This window comes from Streptomyces sp. NPDC007346 (genome assembly GCF_040703535.1).
Taxonomy (GTDB): domain Bacteria; phylum Actinomycetota; class Actinomycetes; order Streptomycetales; family Streptomycetaceae; genus Streptomyces.
On the sequence record NZ_JBEYKR010000002.1, the window covers coordinates 1 to 19,152 of the forward strand.

Consider the following 19,152-nt stretch of genomic DNA (forward strand, 5'->3'; position numbering starts at 1 on the left):
CCAATACCCGACGGCCCCATCGCCAGCGAGACCGAAGCGCTGGGAAAGCCCCCGCCCAGCAAGCCATCGAGACTGGCCAGGCCCGTGCCGACGCGCCGGCGTCCCGGGCCTGCGGGCTCCCGGGCCCCGGCGTACCGGTGGCACGCGTCGCACCGGGCCCGGCTGCACCGGGTCCGGTCGGGCTGGGCCCGCCCGTACCGGTTCCGGTCGGGCTGGGCCGGTGCGCTCCGGTTCCGTTCGCGGTGGTGGGCCCCGGCTGCTGTACGTCACGGCGCCAGGTGGCTGCCACGACCGGGCGGGCCGTGCCGGCGCCTGCCGCCCCCGCTGCCGTCGGGGTGGCGGAGAACCCCTCGGCGGCACCCGTGCTGACCTTCAGCCCCCGGCCCGAGAGCAGGGTGCGCGACCGCTGGACGGTCGGTGACAGCGGGACGGTGCCGGTGGGAGGCGTGGCGGCGGCCCGTGCGCCCGCCCGCCTCGGGCCGATGTTCCGGATACGGACCGGTGCCGGGGGAGAGGCCGGGGAAGCGGCGGCAGCGGGCGCGGACCCACCCGTACCGACACCCGCACCCGTGCCCGTACCCGTAGACGTACGCGTCTGGGCGCGCTCGCCGTCCACCGCGCGCTGTACGGGCGCGGGCGAGGCGGCCGAGGCGGGCGCGGGGGCGGATCGCACCGGCATCTCGGAAGGCGTGCTCGGGGAGGCCGGTGGAGTGGTGGCCCGAGGGGGCGCGCTCCGCGGTGCCGGTGCGCCCGAGGGGCCCGGCTGCGTACGGCGACGGTCACCGAGGAGCGGGGCGTCGCGCTGGACCCGGGCGGTCGACGGGAGCGAGGTGAGGGGCGTGCCGATCCCGCCGCGCGCACGGGCTCGGGAGCCGGTGGCGTCGGCGGGCTGCGGGGGCCCGGAGGCGTCGGGGCGTGGTGCCTGGCGTGACGCGGTCGCCGATGACGGTCCCGCGCCCGCAGCCGGAGCCTTCTGGACCGGTGCCGGTGCCGGTGCCGGTGGTGCCTGTCCCGGCGGAGGTGTCGCGGCCGGTGAGGCTGTCGGCGCCGCCGTCTCCGGCGTCTGACGCTGGAGCACCGGCATGGCCGTCTCCTCCTGCCCCGCAGGGGCAGCGGGCGAGGGCTGCGCTTGCCCTCCGGGGCCGGACGGGATGGCCCCGGAGGGCAACTCCCGCAGGGGCTTGCCCAGGGCGGGGCGTACGGCCTCGGGGGCGGGAGCCGACGCGTGGCCGGGGCTCTCCGGCCGGGCGGGGGCGGGCGGCTGCTCGGACCGGTGCTGAGCGGTGGCGCTCCGTTGCACGGTGTCGGGAGGAGCGACCGCTGCTGAAGCAACGGCGGGCGTGGCAGAGGCGACCGGCGGCAGTCCGGTGATCTGCCGCAGCCGCATCGCCGGACGCCGGGCGACGATCAGGGGCGGCGCCGTCCGCCGAGGACGTACGGCGGCGGGGCGCGCACGCTCAACAGCCGAAGCCGAAGCCGAAGCCGAAGCCGAAGCCGAAGTGGCGGCCGTGGCCGAGGCGGGGGCAGCGGCCTGCGAAGAGGCCGGAGCCGCTCCGGTGTTCGCGGCCCGCTGCACGGTCGGCGTGGCCGCCGGGGCCGGGCCCGCAGCAGGCGCGGCGCCCGCGCCTGAGCCGGACGCGGACCCCGTACGGGTACCCGCACCCGTTCCCCGTACCGTCTTCGGCGTCGTGCCGCCGCCCGACCGCTGGACCGGGGCACTCCGCCCAGGGGTCCGACCACTCGCGGACGGCAGACCCGCCGCAGCCGATCCACCCCCCGCAGCCTCCGTCTCGCCCTCCGCCTCCGGCCGGGCGGCCCGCAGCAGCAGCGGCCCCCCGGGGGACGTCGAACGCGCCGAGCCGGGACGGGTCACGCCGTGGATGAGGCCCACCGGGGCGGACGGGAGTACGGCGTGGCCGAGTTCGCCGCCGAGGGCGGGGTTCTGCCAGGAGGCGAGCTGGGACCGGAACCGCAGCCCGTCGCTCACCCCGATCGAGGACCGGGCGACGGTCACCGAAGGCGGGGCGACCTGACGCCAGCCCCCATCCCAGCCGGAACCGGAAGCCGCAGAACCGGAAGCCGCAGAACCGAGAGCCGCAGAGCCGGAAACCTCGGAACCGGAAGCCGCAGGCACTGAAGGCCCCGGTCCCGACGACTCAGGACCACCACCCGTCCCCGTACGACCATCACCACCGGCACCACCGCCGACACCCGCACCCGCACCCGCATCCGAGCCGGCACCGGCCCCGTCCCGCGCCGCCCCGCCGGGCCGTTGCCGGTCCGTTCGGCGCAGCCAGTCCCCGAACCCCACACGATCACCCGCCTTCGTTGACGCGGGTGTTGATCCGCGCTATCTCCCGCACCCACTGCTGACGCTCAGCGTGGGTGAGGTCGAGAATGTCCTCACGCTGCCAATGGAAGTGGTAGGCGACGTACGCGATCTCCTCCCGCAACCGGGGAAGCGCGTACGTCACGATTCCCCCAGGCGCCCACCCGAGAGGTCCACCTCGAACGAGCCCTGGCAGAGCGGGCAGGTCACCGCCGCGTGCGTGTGGCCCTCGCTGTTGATCCGGCGGTAGAAGTCCTGGAGGAACGCCACGTCGGTGGCGTACATCCGCTCCACGATCCCGGCGTGCACATCGGTGACCGTTCCGAGCTGGGTGATCACCTGGCTCAGCAGCACCACGGACAGGTACGCCGGGTTCTCCTTCACCCGCAGGTCGATCTGCGGGCGCAGCTCGTCCCGGGCCGTCGCGAGCCGCATGGTGCCGTGCCGGTGCAGCTGGCCCTCGTCGTCGACGTACCCGCGCGGCAGCTCGAAGGCGAACTCCGTCTGGAGCGCGTCCCGTTCGCGGGAGCGGTCCCGGGGCGGGGCCGCCGCCGGGGCGGCGGCCTCCTCGCGCGGGGCGGGCGTGGCGGCGAGCGTGTCCAGGACCTCTTCGAGGCCGGCGCCCGGCGAAACGGTCCGGCGCCTCATTCGACCACGATCTCCTCGAAGGTGATGGTCACCGTCTCCGTGGCGGCGCTGGACTCGCCGGCCTTGAGGGAGGGGCCCTCCCACTTGGAGGCCCAGCCCTGCATCAGCTGGATGCGCCGGACGGTCTCACCGGTCGAGTCCTTGATCTCGATCGTGAGGTTCTGGCGCGCGGTGTCGACGGCGCCGTTGTTGAGCGTCTCCTTGATCCAGGTGGTGAACTCGCTGCTCTTGTCGAGCCCGCGGGTGATCGTCACCTCGCCCGCCTGGCGCGCGCCCGGCTGCTTGCGGATGATCTGCTTGCCCTCGGCGGTCACCTGACGGACCTCGACGACTTCCTCCTCGACGGTCATGCCACTGATCTCCTGGATGGACTCCACGAGGTAGCCGCCGAGCTGTACGCCGAATACGTGGGTGGAAAGAGCGTCGCCCTCTGCCATGACTGGGTGTCACCTGTTCCGCTAGTGAAGATGAAGGATGGTGGTGGGGAGGAGGACCGCGAGGGTCACTCGTCGATGAGGCTGGTGCTGTCGGAGAACTGCGCGAGGCGGAAGACCACGAACTCCGCGGGCTTCACCGGGGCGACACCGATCTCGCAGACGACCTGGCCGAGGTCGATCGACTCCTGCGGGTTGTTGCTCCGGTCGCACCGGACGTAGAACGCCTCCTCGGCCGTGCGGCCGAACAGCGCGCCGCGTCGCCACTCCTCGGTGAGGAAGGCGGTGACGTTGCGCCGGATGCTCGACCAGAGCCGGTCGTCGTTCGGCTCGAACACGACCCACTGGGTGCCCAGGAGGATGGACTCCTCCAGGTAGTTGAAGAGCCGGCGCACGTTGAGGTAGCGCCAGGCCGGGTCGGAGGAGAGGGTGCGGGCGCCCCAGATGCGGATGCCCCGCCCGGGGAAGGCCCGGACGCAGTTGACGCCGATCGGGTTGAGCAGGTCCTGCTCGCCCTTGCTGAGGCGGATCTCCAGGTCGACCGCGCCGCGGATGACCTCGTTGGCGGGGGCCTTGTGGACACCGCGCTCACCGTCGCTGCGCGCCCAGACACCGGCCACGTGACCACTCGGCGGGACCAGGGAGTTGCGGCCGCTCGCCGGGTCGAAGACCTTGACCCAGGGGTAGTACAGGGTGGCGTAGCGCGAGTCGTAACCGGCGTCGTCGTTGCGCCAGTCGCGGACCCGCTGGGCGTTCATGCCGGGCGGGGTGTCCAGGACGGCGACCCGGTCGCCCATCTGCTCGCAGTGCGAGATGACCGCGAGCTGCACGGTCTTGACGCCCTCGGCGTCGATCTCGCCGCGCTGGAAGGCGCTCATCAGGTCGGGGACGGCGACCATGGTGATCTCGTCGATCGATTCCAGGCCGGCGAAGCCCGTGCGGGCGGCGGCGTCACCGACGTACTCGGACGCGTCGAGCCGCGCCACACCGGAACCGGGGGCGCCGGTGGCCGGGGCGAGGGCCACCGTCTGCTTCTCGGGGCGGCTCTGGGCCGTGCCGGGCTGCTCGGTGACCTGGACGAGCTTGGAGTCGCGGGCCTGGGTGACCAGGTAGCCCTTGACGTTCTTGCGGGTGGAGGCGTCGTACGTCTCCACGACCTTGCCGGCCTGGCGGACCAGCAGCCGGAAGCGGTCCTCCGGGGGGTTCTCGCCCTCGGGGTCGGCGATCTCGACGGAGAGGTCGGCGCCGGTGCCCGACCTGGCGGCGATGAGGAAGCCGCCGAGGGCGACGGGGGCCGGGGCCTGGCCGACGGCGCCGGGGGCCTCGGACGCGCCCTGCGCCGGGCCGCCGATGCGCACGATGTAGGCCGCGCCGCCGCCGTTGGCGAAGAAGCCGTAGACGGCGTGGGTGAGGTAGGTGCCGGCGGTGAAGGTGCCGAACGTCTGGACGTACTGGTCCCAGTTGGTCACCAGCGTCGGCTGGTGGAAGGGGCCCGTCTCGGCGAAGCCGACGAAGGCTGCGACCGCGGTGCCGACTCCCTCGATGGGCCGTGCTCCGGACTGCACCTCCTCCACGTATACACCGGGGGTGAGGTACGACGGCATGCTCGCTCCTTCGGGGTGGTCACTCGTTCACCCGTCAGTCTCGCTTGACGGCCGGGGCGGGGAGTAGGCCTCAAAGTCCTGGGCGCGGGGCAACGACGCTGCCTTCCCAGGCACCCCGGCGGCGGTGATCGCTGCCCTTGGCGGGCCGGCCGGGCCGCGTGCCGTATTCGCCGGGAGGGGGCGCATTCCGGCGGGCCGAGATGAAGGGGAGGAGAACAACGGGTCACGGAACAGTTTCCGCTCCGGCCCCACTCCGGTTGCGGTCCGGCTGCGCCCCCGTTACGCGCCGGTTCCGCCGCTGGTTCCACTCCGGGTTCCTCCCCGGGTTCCGCTCCGGCCGTCGTTCCGGAGACGCGTCGGAATTACGGGTTCCGGCTCGTCCCGGGGATGTGTTCGGTATCTCTTTTTCTCGGTGAACGCCACGTGGCGAAAAAGCGTACGGGGGTCCCCGGGAATCGTCGCCGAGTGACGGGATTCGGCCAGAATGCGCCCAGAAGGTGTGGTCGTGCGGGCGGGTTTCGCCGGTGGAAACGGGCGCCGGACCGTTCCGATCGGGCACCCGGCGTCTCCCGTTGAACCGTCAGGAACGGCTCTGATCAGGCCCGTTCGTGATCGAGCACGCCGGAACCGGATATTCTTCCCGGGTCGTCGACGTCGAGGATGACCGACTTGGTGTAGACCTGTGGCGTATTAGGGAGGGCGAATCCGCCATCGCCCGGCACGCCGGGTTTCCTCCGGGGGCGGGTTTCTGCTGTTGTCGTCACCGATAGGTGGAGCGCGGCGCCCGGCGATGCCTGTTTCCGCTGCGCTCCACCCGTTTCTGCCGAGTTCTGCCGAGTTCTACCGAGCGAGATCGCTGAGTACACCGCTGACGTTGACCACCTGATGGCAGCCCGAAGCCTGCGTTCCGGTCGCCGGGGTGCCGGGCTTGGCACAGGTGACGGCAGCGGTGACCGTGGCGTTCTCCGGAATCTGAATGGGGGTGACCCAGTGATAGTCCTGGTTGCGGAAGGTTTCCAGCGCGATGGTGGTGATCTTCCGCTCTCCGAAGGAGATCGTCAGCACTCCCTCGTCGCCCTGGAAGTTCGCCACCACGAGGTCCGTGATGCCGAAGACCTTGCCCGCCGGAACCTGATACGTCCCCTGCTCCTCGGCGCCCGCCCTGGTCTCCACGTCGATCGTCGCGGAGCTCTGCTCGGTGCCCCCGGCGCCCCCGGTGCCCGTGCCACCCGGGCCGGTGCCTGTCCCCGGTCCCGTACCGGAGCCGCCGTTGCCACCGGGCGTGCCCGAGCCGTCCGGAGCGGTGCCCTGCCCCTGGCTTCCGCCCGGGGAGTCCGCGCCGCCCGGCGTTGCCGAACCCTGCTGCTGTTCGTTGCGGGCGGCCTCCTCCTCCGCGGCCTCGGTCACCGCCTGCTTCGCGGTGCTCTGCACCGCCGGCCGGACCAGCGCGAACCAGGCGAGCAGCAGCGCCAGCAGCGCGGCCAGCACGATCAGCAGCCACTTGGGCAGTACGGGCACCTGGAGGAACTCGCCGGGGACCGGCTCCGGGCGCAGCAGATCCGGCCCGGCGGGCTCCGGACGGGCGGGCTTCCCGCCCCCGGTCCCCACCTCGACGGCCTCGACGGGCGCCTCGGCCTCGGCGGCCTCCACCTCGAACGGCCAGGTGACCGGCGCGCCGAACCAGATGAGCTTGCCCGCACGGACCTTCAGCCGTATCTCGGCCGACTCGCCCGGCTCCAGCCGCTTGCGACCCGGGGTGAAGCCGAGCCGCAGCTCCTCCCCGGCCTGCTTGCCGGTGAAGGCGACGTCGACCGGGGTGTTCCCCTTGTTCTGCACGGCGGTACGGAACCGGGCGCCCAGCCAGCCCCGGCGGCGGCGCGGCTCCAGCTCGGTGCGCAGCTCGTGGTAGGGCTCGACGGTGACCGTGCCCTCCGGCACCACCACCGACTCCGGGTGCTCCGCGGGCAGTACGCGGACGGCCAGCGGGGTCTCGCCCGCTCTGACGTCACTGGAGCGCGGCGGGGCGAACGTGAGGGTCACCGTCTCGGAGGTGCCCGGGTAGAGCGACACGCGGGCCGGCTCGACGGTGCTCCACGCGGCGCAGTCGCCGACGACTTCGAGCGTGTAGGCCTCGACGATGTCACCGTCGTTGCGCACGGTCAGGGTGGTCGTCGCGGTACCGCCGGGCGACACCGTCACCCTGGGCATTTCGAGTTCGGCAGATGTGGTCACCCTGCGACGGTAAGCCGCCCCGGCGGCTGTGCAGCAGGGTCACGAGGGCAACGAGCGGGCAGCGCCGATGCCCCGAGGGCCCACCGGCCCGTCGGTCCCGCGACCCCGCCCAGGGCCCGCGCCCCCTGCCGAAGACCGGTGCGGTCGAGGGCGGAGAAGGCATATCGGGCGGAAGTACCTGAGAAAGACGGCGCGGAACGATGACAACGGCAGAAACGAAGAGCAGAACGACGGAGCGCGGGCAGTACCGCAGGCTCGACGCGGCACAACGGGCCGCCCGGACCACCCCCGGGGCGGGGACCGGCGGCAGGGTCACCGTGGCGGTGTACGCGGAGGACCTGATCCTTCAGACCGGCATGATCCACCAGCTGCGGATGCGGCCGGAGATAGAACTGATACCGGAGGCCGAGGCCGACAAGGCCCAGGTCTCCCTGGTGGTGGTGGACATGGTGGACGAGCCCACCATCCAGCTCCTGCACCGCCTCCAGCGCAACACCTCCACCCGCACCGGACTGGTCGTCGGCTTCTTCGAGTCCGGCGCGCTCCAGACCATGATCGAGTGCGGGGTCGCCGCCGTGCTGCGGCGCGGCGAGGCCGACCAGGACCGGCTGATCCACCTGGTCACCGCGATGGCGAACGGCGAGGGCGTCCTCCCGGGCGACCTGCTGGGCAAGCTCCTGGACCACGTCAGCAGCCTCCAGCGGACGGTCCTGGACCCCCGCGGGCTCACCCTCTCCACCCTCACCGCACGGGAGGCCGAGATGATCCGGCTGGTGTCGGAGGGCTTCGACACCGCGGAGATCGCGCAGAAGACCTCGTACTCCGAACGCACCGTCAAGAACGTGCTGCACGAGGTGGCGACCCGGCTCGAACTGCGCAACCGCGCCCATGCGGTCGGCTACGCGATGCGGCACGGGCTGATCTGACCGTTCACCGCCCCGGCCGTTCACCGCACCGCCCCGTACGAGCCCTGGCCGCGGGGGAGTTCCCGGGGCGATCCTGGACCGGGGGAGGGGAGGGACCGCCGCAAAGGGCAGCGGCTCCTTCCCCCGGTCCGGGTACTTGGGGCCTGTCTTCCCGCCCCGCGCGAGCGCGATGCTCGACGGTGGAGCGTCATCAACAGACTGTGAGGTGGGCCGTGACCGGCACTGCTGGCCCGGCGAAGCATTCCCGGTGGAGCCGACTGGCGGGCGCGGTGGTGCTGCTGGCGCCGCTGCTGGTCGTCGGCTCCGCCTCCGCCCCGCACGGGGCACCGAGGTTCACGGCCGCGGCGGCCGAGGCGGACCCGGCCGAGGCCGGGCGCATCGCGTTCGCCGGTACGGAGCACCGCAGCCTCGGCCGGGTCACGGACCCGGAGGCCACCGAACCCCTCTTCGGGGACGGCCCCACCCACTACGACGAGGACCCCTCCGCCCGTGGCCCGGTGCTCGTCTTCACCAGCCTCCGCGACAGCGTGCGCCCCCAGGTGTACGTGCGCGACGCGGACGGGACCGTACGCCGGCTCACCACCGACCGCGACGCGGCCAACCCCGAACTCTCCCCCGACGGGCAGACCGTGGTCTTCGACTCGGCGGAGACCGGACCCGGCTCCACCGTCCAGCGCGACCTGTGGTCGATCAGCATCGACGGCCTGGACCTGCGGCGGCTCACGGACACCCCCGACAACGAGGAGTCCCCGACCTTCTCCCCGGACGGCACCCGGATCGCGTACGCCTGCGACGGGGACGCCTCACGGGGCTGGCAGATATACCAGCGGGACCTCGCCGGCGGAGAGCAGACCCGGATCAGCGACGGACCGCCAGGCGACGCCACCGAACCGTCCTGGAACCCGGTGGACGACGACGCCCGCCGGGGCCTCGTCGCGTACACCCTCACCACCGACCCCGACCTCCAGGACGGCATGCGGCTGCGGGCCACCCGGGGCATCGGCACCGACCGGCCCCTGCTGACCGGCGGCCACGCCGAATGGGGCACCCGCTCGGCCTCCTGGCTGCCGGACGGCGACGACATCGTCTTCATCAGCCCCTTCCACACCTGCGGCTGCGACGACTTCGACCACGTGTACCGGGTGACCGCGTTCGTCGACGAGGCCCCGGAGCAACTGCTGACCGAGGACCGGAAGGTCGGCCCGCCCACCTGGCTCGGCCCCGCGGACTCCGGGACCGTCGTCGTCGCCCGGATCACCGCCGCGGCGGCGAACACCGTGACGCTCCAGGACGTACGGCAGGACGGCTCGGATCCGCGCGACCTCGGGCTGACCATCCTCGACGAGGACCCGGCGGCCCGCACCAACACCGAGCCCGGACTCGACCCGCTGTTCAACCCGGCGGCCGGGTACGACCCGTGGACCGAGCGGCAGAACTACACCCCCGACGGCCGGCGCATCGTCGTGACCCGCTTCGAGGGCCCCGCCGACGCACGCATCCAGCGGATCTGGATGGTCGACGCCGACGGCTCCGACGCCGAGGTGCTGCCGCTCGCCGGACGGGGCGAGCGTGACTGGGACACCGACCCCACCTTCTCGCCCGACGGCACCAAGCTGGCGTTCACCCGGACCTCGCCCGGCGGCGTCGGCGAGGCCGCGGGGCCGGGCCGCATCCTCATCGCCGACGTGGCCACCGGCGCCATCCTGGACGAGATCCACCCGCCCGAGGGCCAGCAGCAGGGCGGCGACGCCCAGCCCACCTGGTCCTCCGACGGCGTCAACCTCGCCTTCACCCGCAACCACACGATCAACGGCCACGGCGGCAACAAGCACATCTGGGTCGTGCCGGCGAACCGGCTCGACCAGCAGCGGGACCTCAGCGCCACCATCTGCTACGGCGACTGCGAAGTCATCGACGACAGCCCCGCCTTCTCCCCGGACGGTACGAGGGTCGCCTTCAACCGCAAGGACGGCGGCGGCCGCGTCAACGAGCAGGCTGGCATCCTGATCAAGCCCCTGCGCGGCGGCGGCTGCCGGGTCGTGCTGCCCTCCTCCGAGCGGGACAACCCCGACGGCTGCGACCAGGAGATCCCCGACACCACGCAGACCGGCCCCTTCCAGCCCCGCGACGTGGCCTGGTCGCCGGACGGCAGCCGGATCGTGCTGACCTCCCGCCGCGAGGTGGCGCCGAACTCGATGGAGCAGCTCTCGGTGCTCGACCTGGCCTCCGGCGAGCTGACGCCGCTGGACAACACGCACGCCGGACGCCAGAAGGAGCCCAGCTACCAGCAGGCGGTCGACCTCGCCGTGACGGCCCCGCCCACCGGGCCCGCCGTGGAGGTCGGCTCCTCGGTCGAGGTGACGGTCACCGTGGTCAACCACGGCCCCTCACCCTCGCCCGGCACCACGTTCACGGCCGACGCCCCGCCCGGCGTACGGCTGGAGGAGCTGACCACCGACGCCGGTACCTGCGAGGCCGGATCGCCCCAGTGCGACCTGGGCGTCGTCCTGCCCGGCACCGCGGTGGAGATCACCGCCCGGCTGACCGGCGTGGCCCGGGGCGACCAGCCGGTCGGCTGGTCCGTCACCGGCGCCGTGCTCGACCCGAACCCCACGGACAACGCCACCGGCACCCTCGTCCCGGTCCAGGACGTGCCCCCGCCGACCCCGTCACCCACCCCGACGCCCACCCCCACGGCCCCCACCCCGACCCCGACGCCCACCACGCCGGCCCCCACTCCGACGCCCACCACCACCGCGCCCGCCCCGCCCAACCCTCCGGCCCCGACCCCGGCCCCGCCCGCCGCCAGGCCCCCGGCCCCGCTGCCGCCCGCGCCCCTGGCCGGTCCCGCGGTCGTCGTACGGGCCCAGCCCAGCCCCGGCTACGTCGGCGGCAAGGTCGTGGTCACGTACACCGTGCGCAACGGCCGCAACGCCTCCGCCACCGGCCTGCGGCTCCAGCTCGGCCTGCCCGGCACCATCCCGGCGGGCCCGCTCCCGGCGGGCTGCGCGGCCGGACAGTGCACGCTGCCCGACCTGGCGCCCGGCGCCTCCACCGTCGTACGCGTCGTCCTCTCCCCGGACCGGGCCCTGCGCACCACCATCACGGCCACCCTCACCACGACCGGCACGGACGCGGACCGGAGCGACAACGTCTCCCGCATCCCGCTGCGCATCCTCCAGCCCCGGATCGTCTCGGTGCCCGCCGTCGGCAAGCCCGGCTTCGTCACCTCGGTGCGCGGCAAGGACTTCCCGCCCGGGGCGCCCGTGAAGCTCAGCTGGAACCCGGGGATCACGGCCGCCGCCGCGCCGACCCTGCCGAAGCCGGACGGCACGTTCATCGCCCAGCTGCTGATCCTGCCCAAGGACCGGACGGGCCCGCGCACGATCACGGCGCAGGGCCCCGGCTTCTCGCCGGTCACCACCGACTTCCTCGTGGTGCTCGGCACCATCACCCCGCCGGACGAGGTGATCCGCCGATGATCCACGAAGTCGACGAAGGGCTGCGGCTGCTGCTGGTCGACGCCGGACTCCAGGAGAGCGGGGTCGACCTGGTCTTCGACGCCCCGACCAAGGACTGGTCGGCCCGGCGCAACGCCCCCACGATCAGCGTCTTCCTGCACGGCATCCGGGAGGACGCGGCCAGACGGCGGACCGGCACGGCCGAGGAGCACGACGAGAACGGGATGGTCACCGCCTGGCGGACCCCGCCGCGCTGGTTCGAGCTGACCTACCTGGTCACCGCCTGGACTAACCGCCCGCAGGACGAACACCGCCTGCTCTCCGAGGTGTTGCGCTGCCTGATGCGCCACGACGTGCTGCCCGCCCCGATGCTCACCGGCAGCCTCGCCGAGCTGGGGCTCACCGTGGGACTGGAGGCGGCGGGCCCGCGCACCGACGGCCCGTCCGCCTCCGACGTGTGGTCCGCGCTCGGCGGCGAGCTGAAGGCCGGGATCGACCTGCGCGTCCTCGCCCCGCTCGCCGGCGAACGGGCCCCCGCGGGCCCGCCGGTCACCGAGGGGCTCGTGATGAAGGCCGCACCCGCCGTGGACGGTACGGCGGCCGACGACCCGGGCCGCCGCCTGCGGTACGAAGGGGCGGACGGCCTGGACGCGGAGGGCTTCGCCGCCGAGCGGGAACGGCAGCTGCCGCCCGGCCGGCGCAGGCGGGGGAGCGCGGCACGATGACGCTGACGCGGAGCGCCCCCGTCCAGGGCGCGGCCGGCCTCCCGGAGACGGACGTCGAGATCCTGTGGGAGCGGCTGGGCCGCGTCGAGCAGCGGGTCCGGCACGCGGTGGCGGCCCGCCACACGACCGACCCGGAGCCCGACGACCCCTACCGGGGGCAGTACCTCACCCCCGAGGCGGTCGAACGCGTCCTGGAGTCGCGGGACGCGTTCGCTCCCGTACCTTCGTACGGTACGGAGCCGGCGGGCGCGCAACCGCCGTACGGCCCCGAGCCCGTGCCGCCCGCCCCGCCCGGCTCCCGGCTCGACCTGCTGGCCCGGAGCTTCGGCCTGGTCCCGCTCGACGTGGAACTGCTGCTGGTCGCGATGGCCCCGGACATCGACGCCCGGTTCGAACGCCTCTACGGCTACCTCAACGACGACCTCACCCGCCGCCGCCCCGCCATCGGCCTGGCCCTGGAGCTCTGCGGGCTGCCGGCGGCGGGCTCCGGCCGCTTCCGGTTCCAGCCGTCCGCCCCGCTCGTCGCGGGCGGGCTCCTGGAGATCGGCGAACCCGAACGCCCCCTGCTCTCCCGGACCTTGAGGGTGCCCGACCGGATCACCGCCCACCTCCTCGGCGACGACGAGACCGACGGCAGACTGCGCGGCTTCGTCCGGGTGGCCGCCCCGGAGGGCGCCGCCGAGGACCGGCCGGAGGCCCGGCGGATCGCGGCGGCCCTCGCCACGGGCAGCGGCCTGGTGCACCTGCTCGACCGGGGCGGCGACCCCTTGGGACCGGCCGTCGACGCGCTCGCCGCCGCCGGCCGCCGCCCCCTCGTGGTGGACATCGCGGCCCTCGCCGGGGCCGGCGACCGGACGGCCGAGCTGGTACGGACCCTGGCGGCCGAGGCCCGCCTCGCCCACGGCGGCGTCGTCCTCGGCCCGCTCGAAGCGCTCGCCCCCGAACGCCCCGAGGGGGCCCGTCTGCTGGCCTCGCTGTGCGCGGCGGTGAGCGGCACGCCCCTGATCGCGTACGGGAAGAAGAACTGGGACCCGCTGTGGACCCGGGACAGCCCGGTCCCGGTCGCCGTCCTGCCGCCGGGCCCCGCGGGCGCGGCACAGCAGTGGCGGCGGGCGCTCGCGGAGGCGGCCAGGTCGGTGGGGCTGCCGGACGCGCGGGCGAGCGTCGACGACCGCCTCATCGAGGCCACCGCCTCCTACCGGCTCGACTCCGAACAGCTGAGGAAGGCCGCCACCGTCGCCTCCCGGCTGGCCGTCCTGGAGCAGCGCCCGGTCCACCCGGACGACCTGCGCGCGGCGGTCCGGGCCCAGAACGGCGCCGGGCTCGAACGGCTCGCCCGCCGCATCGAACCCGCCGTCGGCTGGGACGACCTGGTGCTGCCCCCGGCCACCCGCACCCAGCTCACCGAACTCGCCCTGCGCGCCCGCCACCGCGAGCAGGTGCTCGGCCGGTGGGGGATGCGGCCGGGCGGCGGCCGGGGCCGAGGGGTCATCGCACTGTTCGCCGGCGAGTCCGGCACCGGCAAGACCATGTCGGCCGAGGTGGTCGCCCGCGAACTGGGCATGGAGCTCTACGTGGTCGACCTCTCCACGGTGATCGACAAGTACATCGGCGAGACCGAGAAGAACCTGGAGCGGATCTTCGTCGAGGCCTCCGACGTCAACGGCATCCTGCTCTTCGACGAGGCCGACGCGATCTTCGGGAAGCGGTCGCAGGTCAAGGACGCCCGCGACAAGCACGCCAACGTGGAGTCGGCCTACCTCCTCCAGCGCATGGAGTCCTTCGACGGGATCGCCGTGCTCACCACCAACCTCCGGGCCAACCTGGACGAGGCGTTCACCCGCCGCCTGGACGTGGTCGCGGAGTTCCCGATGCCGGACGCCGAGCAGCGCCTGGCCCTGTGGGACCGCTGCCTGGGCCCCTCGATCCCGCGCGACGCCGCGCTCGACCTGGAGTTCTGCGCGGCCCGCTTCGAGCTGGCGGGCGGCTCGATCCGGGCCTGCGCGGTGACCGCCGCCTACCTCGCGGCGGAGTCGCGGGCCCCGCTGACCATGGACCAGCTCGTCACGGCGGTGCTCCAGGAGTACCGCAAGCTGGGACGGCTGGTGCTGGAGAGCGAGTTCGGTCCGTGGCTGGCGAAGGAGCGGGGGCGCGGGGGGCGGTAGGGCGCGTGGGGGGGGCGGGGCGTGAACCCGGCCTGTGAACCCGGGGCGTGAACCTGCTCGTGAGCCCGGGGTGTGAACCTGGGGCGTGAACCTGGCTCGTGAACCCGGGGCGTTCGCGCCTGGGGTCCCACGCCCTGGATGTCTGCGCCCGGAATGCCCGCGCCCTGGAGCACCCGCGCCCCGGAATGCCCGCGCCCCGGAATGCCCGCGCCCCGGAGCGCCCGCGCCCCCCGGAGCGACGAACGGACGACGGACGCGTGCCAGCCGCCACCACCGCCCCCGCCACCGTGTCACCGACGTGCCCGAAATCCCTGTCCCGGACGGGGATTTCCGGCTCTCCGGGGTCCCGCCGTCCCGCCTCTGCGTCTCTTCTCGCTGGTCACAGGCGTGTCCCGTCCCGGGACGTCCCTCCCGGCCGTAAAGCGTCGACCGGTACGCGGCCGGTGCAGCAGACTCGCTGACGCCGGCAGGAAACCTTCCGGCACCACCCCACCCGCACCGCGTCGCGCCATCCCGTTTCCGGGTCGCGGCGACGGGAGCGTACGCCCCTTGTCTTCCCCGACCACCCGGAAAGCCAGCCGAGGAGAACCGCCCATGCAGACACCGACCGCACCGCCCCGGAGCCTCCGGCGGACCCTGAGGACCGTGGCCGCCGCGACCGCCGCCGCCACGGTCATGCTCGCCCTCCCGCTCATCGGCGCCTCCCCGGCCGCCGCCGCCCTGCCCTCCTGTACGACGACTGACCGGGGGATCGTCCCCGCGGCCGGCCCCAAGAACCACCAGTGCGTACTGGGCGTCGGCAACCAGGGCACCGCCGTACGGGCCCTCCAGAAGTCGCTGCGCACCTGCAACGGCCAGAACATCACCGTGGACGGGGCCTACGGGCCGAACACCCGCCAGGCCGTGATCAACATCCAGCGGAAGGCCGGGATCGCGCAGGACGGGGTCTACGGCCCGAAGACCGCGCAGGCGATGCGCTGGAACACCGGTCAGTACTGCTACAACTACCTTTCGCTGCTGTGAGGATCCCCATGAACCTGCTCTCCCGCGTGGCCGCGACCGCGGCCGCCCTGCCCCTGCTGGCCGGCGCGACCCTGGCCTCCGCCGCCCCGGCGAACGCCGCGCCCTCGGGCATCGCCGACTGCCCCTACCCCTACGTGTGTCTCTACGACTCCCAGACCAAGCGGAAGGTGGGGCAGTTCAAGGACATCACCAGCGGCTACCAGGCGATCACGAACCGGACGTACCACGTCAAGAACACGCGGTACGACGACGTCGCCTACTTCCGGCACTTCAGCAGCTACGTGTGCATCGCGCCGCGTGCCGTCACCGATCTCCCCGCCGTCAACGGGATCCGCATCAGTTCGGAGGCGAAGTGCCGATGACCTGATCCGCCTCCGCACCCGTCGCGGCGGGCGACGGGTCATGGCCGGTCCCTTACCGGGCGGACGGCACGGCACGGAGCGGCACGGAGCGGATCGTTCGGGAGAGCCGGCCGCCCCCTGACAGGGCGGCCGGCTCTCCGTGTCGCCTCTTGGTGTCGTCAGGCCCGGCTCACCCCGGACCGAGGAGCGCCACCCGGCCGGTGCCCCCGTCCACCTGGACCAGCGCCCCGTCGGGCAGGGCCTCCGTGGCGTCCGTGACCGCCAGGACCGCCGGCAGCCCCAACTCCCGGGCCACGATCGCGGCGTGGGAGAGCAGGCCGCCGGTCTCGGTGACGACCGCCGCGACGACACCGAAGAGTGGGGTCCACGCCGGGTCCGTGGTCCGGCACACGAGTACGTCCCCGGGCCGCACCCGGGCGAAATCGCCGGGGCCGCGCACCACACGGGCCGGCCCCGCGGCGGAGCCGGGACTGCCGGGAGTTCCCGTACGGATGGCGGCGTCACTCTCCCCGGCGTCACTCTCCCCTGCGGCGTCACCGGCTCCGGCAGCCTCCGCGGGGGCGTCCGCCTCGGCGGGGAGGGCGCCGGTCGCCGGCCGGGCCTGGAGAAGCCAGAGCCGGGAGCCGCTGACCGCCCACTCGATGTCCTGCTCCCCGCCCAGCAGTCCGGCCGTCCTGCGGCCGAGCTCCGCGAGCCGGGTCACCTCCTCGTCGGTCAGGCAGAGGCGTGCCCGGTCGGCGGGTTTCACCTCACGGGTGACGACTCCGACGGCCCCGGTGGGGTCCCGGTCGGTCCGCGTCCGCTTCGTGCCGAGCGTCCGACGGGTGACCGTGGTGCCGGACACCGTCCAGGAGTCCGGCGTGACCCGACCGCCGACGACGCTCTCGCCCAGCCCCCAGGACGCCTCCAGCCGTACGGCGCTGCCGGTGCCGCTGCCGGTGAACATCACCCCCGCGACCTCGGCGTCCACCAGGCGCTGCACCAGCACCGCGAGGGCGGGCGGTCCCGCGTCCGCCCGCCGGCGCCGGTAGGCCACGGCGCGCTCGGACCACAGCGAGGCCCAGCACCCGCGCACCGCGTCGGCGACCGCGTCGGGGCCCCGCACCCCCAGGAAGGTGTCGTGCTGCCCGGCGGCGGTGGCGGTGGCGGTGTCCTCACCGGTCCCCGAGGAACGTACAGCGACGTACCCGTCCCCGGCCACGCGCGCCAGCGCCCGAGCGATCTCGCCGGTCAGCGCCGGTGAGGGGCCGGCCAGATCCCGTACGGCCCCGGCGTCCGCGAAGTCGAGGCCGCCGGCCGCCTGTTCGTACGCGGCGACCGGCACCACGAACCCGGGCGGCACCGGCAGCCCCGCGTCGAGGAGCCGGGCGAGCACCGCGGCCTTTCCTCCAGACGTACCGGCTCCGGCATCGGCCAGGTCGATCAGCAAGGCTTCCCCCTCCTGCCGCTTCCTCCAGCTTCCTGCCGGGGTCCCGCGTTGACGCCGTGCGCCTGAGCCTGAATGCTCCACGCCATGACGTACACCTCATCACCGGACCTCCTGGTCCTGCACGCCGTGCGCGTGTCCGGCTTCGCCGACGACGCGGCGGTGTCCCGGCGTACCGGCATCGAGGCGGACACCGTCGGCGAACTGCTGCCGGACTTCGAAGCCTACGGGTGGGTGACCCACACCGCGTTCGCGGGCACCGGCGGCTGGACGCTCACCGAGCGCGGCCGCGACGAGGACGCCCGGAAGGTGGCGCGGGAGCTGGAGGAGGCGGGTGCCCGGCCTGCCGTGGACCGGGCGCACCAGGCGTTCGAGGTGCTGAACGGACGGCTGGTGCGGGCGTGCACCGACTGGCAGTTGCGGCCCACCGAGGACGACCGGCTGGCGTCCAACGACCACAGCGACCCGGCGTGGGACGCCCGGGTGCTGGACGAACTCACGCTGCTCGGCGCGGAGTTGACCGGGCTGGTCGGTGGCCTCGCGGAGACGCTGGACCGGTTCGCCGGCTACGACGAGCGGTTCACCGCCGCGCTGGACCGTACTCGGGCGGGGGAGGGGCAGTGGGTGGCCGGGGTCGGTGTCGCCTCGTGTCACGCGGTCTGGATGGAGCTCCACGAGGATCTGCTGTCGACCCTCGGGATCGCCCGTGGCGCCGAGGAGGGAAGCCGGTAGCCGCGTTCCACGGCTACGTGGTGTCTCTCTGTCCGGCACCGACCCGGCACCGACCCGCCAGCGACCCGGCACCGACCCGCCAGCGACCCGGCACCGACCCGCCAGCGACCCGGCACCGACCCGCCAGCGGCCCGGCACGGACCCGGCCCCGGCCCGGCCCCGGCGACCGCTGAGAAGTGCCCCGCGAACGAGGGTTCGCGGGGCACCGTGGCGGGTCAGGCTGCCGTCCCGTAGCGGGCGGTCAGGCTCCGCCAGGCCGCCAGCAGCTCTGCGCAGAGGTCACCGGCCATCGGGTCGGTGGCGCGGACGGACAGCCGGGAGTCGGACGCGGCCGAGCAGTGGTAGGAGCCGGTGTCGGGGGCGAACCAGATGTGCGTCAGCCAGCCCGGCGGCGGCTCCGGAGGGCCGATGTGGTCGAAGACGAAGAGGGGTTGCCCGGCGCCGTGCGGGTAGGGCGTGCGGGATGTGGTGGACGGGGGAGGGGGGAGGACGGAGGTGAGCAGACCCGGCGCGGTGATCTCCGCGAGGTCGCGCTCGTCGACCTGCCAGCGGGCCATCAGGGCCCGCCAGGCCACGTACGCGGGCGCGTCTGTGTACGGCGCCGGGTCCGGGTCCACGTCATGGCCGGCTGCGGGTGCGGAAGCCGGGGCGACGGGCCTGGCGACCGGGTCCGCCCCGGCCGCCACCGCGGCGATCGAGTCCAGCAGCCCGGCGGCCCACGCGGCCGCCGCGGGTTCGCCCCTGTGCCGCAGCCGCAGCTCGGGGCCGTCCCAGGCACCGGACACCTCGGCGCTGGTCCCCCCGTGCCGCAGGACCTGGCCGCGCCGCCCCTCGAGCCAGCCCCCGGGCGGGGAGTCCTCGCCCGTCAGCGTGCGGGAGACGGCGCGGGCCAGGTCGGCCGTGCTCAGCTCGGGGGCGACCGTGTGCAGCCTGAGCAGGGTGGTGGTGGGTCGAGTCATGGTGTCGGTCCTCGATACGTCGGTGACGGTGACGGTCACAGGGAGACAGGGAGACAGGGAGACAGGGAGACAGGGGGTCAGGGGGACAGGGGCACAGGGGCACAGGGGTCAGAGGGTCAGGGAGTC

General features: G+C 74.0%; 16 protein-coding genes. 9 read left to right on the forward strand and 7 right to left on the reverse strand.

What is annotated here, in order from left to right; all coding sequences use genetic code 11:
- The first annotated feature begins 278 nt into the window (after positions 1 to 278).
- Entirely contained in the window at positions 279 to 1,067 is a 789-nt protein-coding gene (locus AB0917_RS00855) for a hypothetical protein (RefSeq protein WP_366817278.1), read from the forward strand.
- A gap of 273 nt (positions 1,068 to 1,340) precedes the next feature.
- Positions 1,341 to 2,033 carry a hypothetical protein gene (locus tag AB0917_RS00860; RefSeq protein WP_366817279.1) on the forward strand — a complete coding sequence of 231 codons (693 nt, stop codon included), beginning with the start codon at positions 1,341 to 1,343 and terminating at the stop codon, positions 2,031 to 2,033.
- A 282-nt stretch (positions 2,034 to 2,315) separates the two neighbouring features.
- Here AB0917_RS00860 and AB0917_RS00865 read toward each other — a convergent pair whose 3' ends face one another.
- From AB0917_RS00865 to AB0917_RS00885, 5 genes are all read right to left on the reverse strand, one after another.
- Positions 2,316 to 2,474 (reverse strand): DUF6760 family protein, encoded by a 159-nt coding sequence (locus AB0917_RS00865; protein ID WP_018492281.1) that lies wholly within the window; start codon positions 2,472 to 2,474, stop codon positions 2,316 to 2,318.
- Entirely contained in the window at positions 2,471 to 2,977 is a 507-nt protein-coding gene (locus AB0917_RS00870; RefSeq protein WP_366817280.1) for a hypothetical protein, read from the reverse strand. Before AB0917_RS00870 ends, AB0917_RS00865 begins: the two co-directional genes overlap by 4 nt.
- A complete protein-coding gene (locus tag AB0917_RS00875) occupies positions 2,974 to 3,414 on the reverse strand; it encodes a phage tail protein (protein WP_007457189.1) in 441 nt (146 codons plus the stop codon). Before AB0917_RS00875 ends, AB0917_RS00870 begins: the two co-directional genes overlap by 4 nt.
- Before the next feature lie 65 nt (positions 3,415 to 3,479).
- Positions 3,480 to 5,015 carry a phage tail sheath family protein gene (locus tag AB0917_RS00880; RefSeq protein WP_366817281.1) on the reverse strand — a complete coding sequence of 512 codons (1,536 nt, stop codon included), beginning with the start codon at positions 5,013 to 5,015 and terminating at the stop codon, positions 3,480 to 3,482.
- Positions 5,016 to 5,855: 840 nt separating this feature from the next.
- The gene (locus AB0917_RS00885; protein WP_366817399.1) at positions 5,856 to 7,223 is read right to left on the reverse strand and encodes a hydrolytic protein; all 1,368 of its coding nucleotides are present in this window, start codon (positions 7,221 to 7,223) and stop codon (positions 5,856 to 5,858) included.
- A 224-nt stretch (positions 7,224 to 7,447) separates the two neighbouring features.
- Here AB0917_RS00885 and AB0917_RS00890 point away from each other — a divergent pair, with 224 nt between their 5' ends.
- From AB0917_RS00890 to AB0917_RS00915, 6 genes are all read left to right on the forward strand, one after another.
- The gene (locus AB0917_RS00890; RefSeq protein WP_366817282.1) at positions 7,448 to 8,173 is read left to right on the forward strand and encodes a response regulator transcription factor; all 726 of its coding nucleotides are present in this window, start codon (positions 7,448 to 7,450) and stop codon (positions 8,171 to 8,173) included.
- Positions 8,174 to 8,385: 212 nt separating this feature from the next.
- Positions 8,386 to 11,655 (forward strand): hypothetical protein, encoded by a 3,270-nt coding sequence (locus tag AB0917_RS00895; RefSeq protein WP_366817284.1) that lies wholly within the window; start codon positions 8,386 to 8,388, stop codon positions 11,653 to 11,655.
- Positions 11,652 to 12,359 carry a DUF4255 domain-containing protein gene (locus tag AB0917_RS00900; RefSeq protein ID WP_366817285.1) on the forward strand — a complete coding sequence of 236 codons (708 nt, stop codon included), beginning with the start codon at positions 11,652 to 11,654 and terminating at the stop codon, positions 12,357 to 12,359. Before AB0917_RS00895 ends, AB0917_RS00900 begins: the two co-directional genes overlap by 4 nt.
- Positions 12,356 to 14,524, forward strand: a complete 2,169-nt coding sequence (locus AB0917_RS00905) for an AAA family ATPase (RefSeq protein WP_366817286.1) — start codon at positions 12,356 to 12,358, stop codon at positions 14,522 to 14,524. Before AB0917_RS00900 ends, AB0917_RS00905 begins: the two co-directional genes overlap by 4 nt.
- 594 nt (positions 14,525 to 15,118) lie before the next feature.
- Positions 15,119 to 15,547 carry a peptidoglycan-binding domain-containing protein gene (locus AB0917_RS00910; protein WP_366817287.1) on the forward strand — a complete coding sequence of 143 codons (429 nt, stop codon included), beginning with the start codon at positions 15,119 to 15,121 and terminating at the stop codon, positions 15,545 to 15,547.
- 8 nt (positions 15,548 to 15,555) lie between these two features.
- Positions 15,556 to 15,909 carry a hypothetical protein gene (locus AB0917_RS00915; RefSeq protein ID WP_366817288.1) on the forward strand — a complete coding sequence of 118 codons (354 nt, stop codon included), beginning with the start codon at positions 15,556 to 15,558 and terminating at the stop codon, positions 15,907 to 15,909.
- Positions 15,910 to 16,078: 169 nt separating this feature from the next.
- Here AB0917_RS00915 and AB0917_RS00920 read toward each other — a convergent pair whose 3' ends face one another.
- Positions 16,079 to 17,338 carry a PEP/pyruvate-binding domain-containing protein gene (locus tag AB0917_RS00920; protein ID WP_366817289.1) on the reverse strand — a complete coding sequence of 420 codons (1,260 nt, stop codon included), beginning with the start codon at positions 17,336 to 17,338 and terminating at the stop codon, positions 16,079 to 16,081.
- 84 nt (positions 17,339 to 17,422) lie between these two features.
- Here AB0917_RS00920 and AB0917_RS00925 point away from each other — a divergent pair, with 84 nt between their 5' ends.
- A complete protein-coding gene (locus AB0917_RS00925; protein ID WP_366817290.1) occupies positions 17,423 to 18,067 on the forward strand; it encodes a transcriptional regulator in 645 nt (214 codons plus the stop codon).
- 215 nt (positions 18,068 to 18,282) lie between these two features.
- On the opposite strand, the gene AB0917_RS00930 is transcribed toward AB0917_RS00925, so the two are convergent.
- Complete coding sequence (locus tag AB0917_RS00930) at positions 18,283 to 19,026, reverse strand: hypothetical protein (protein ID WP_366817291.1); 744 nt, start codon at positions 19,024 to 19,026, stop codon at positions 18,283 to 18,285.
- Positions 19,027 to 19,152 lie beyond the last annotated feature (126 nt).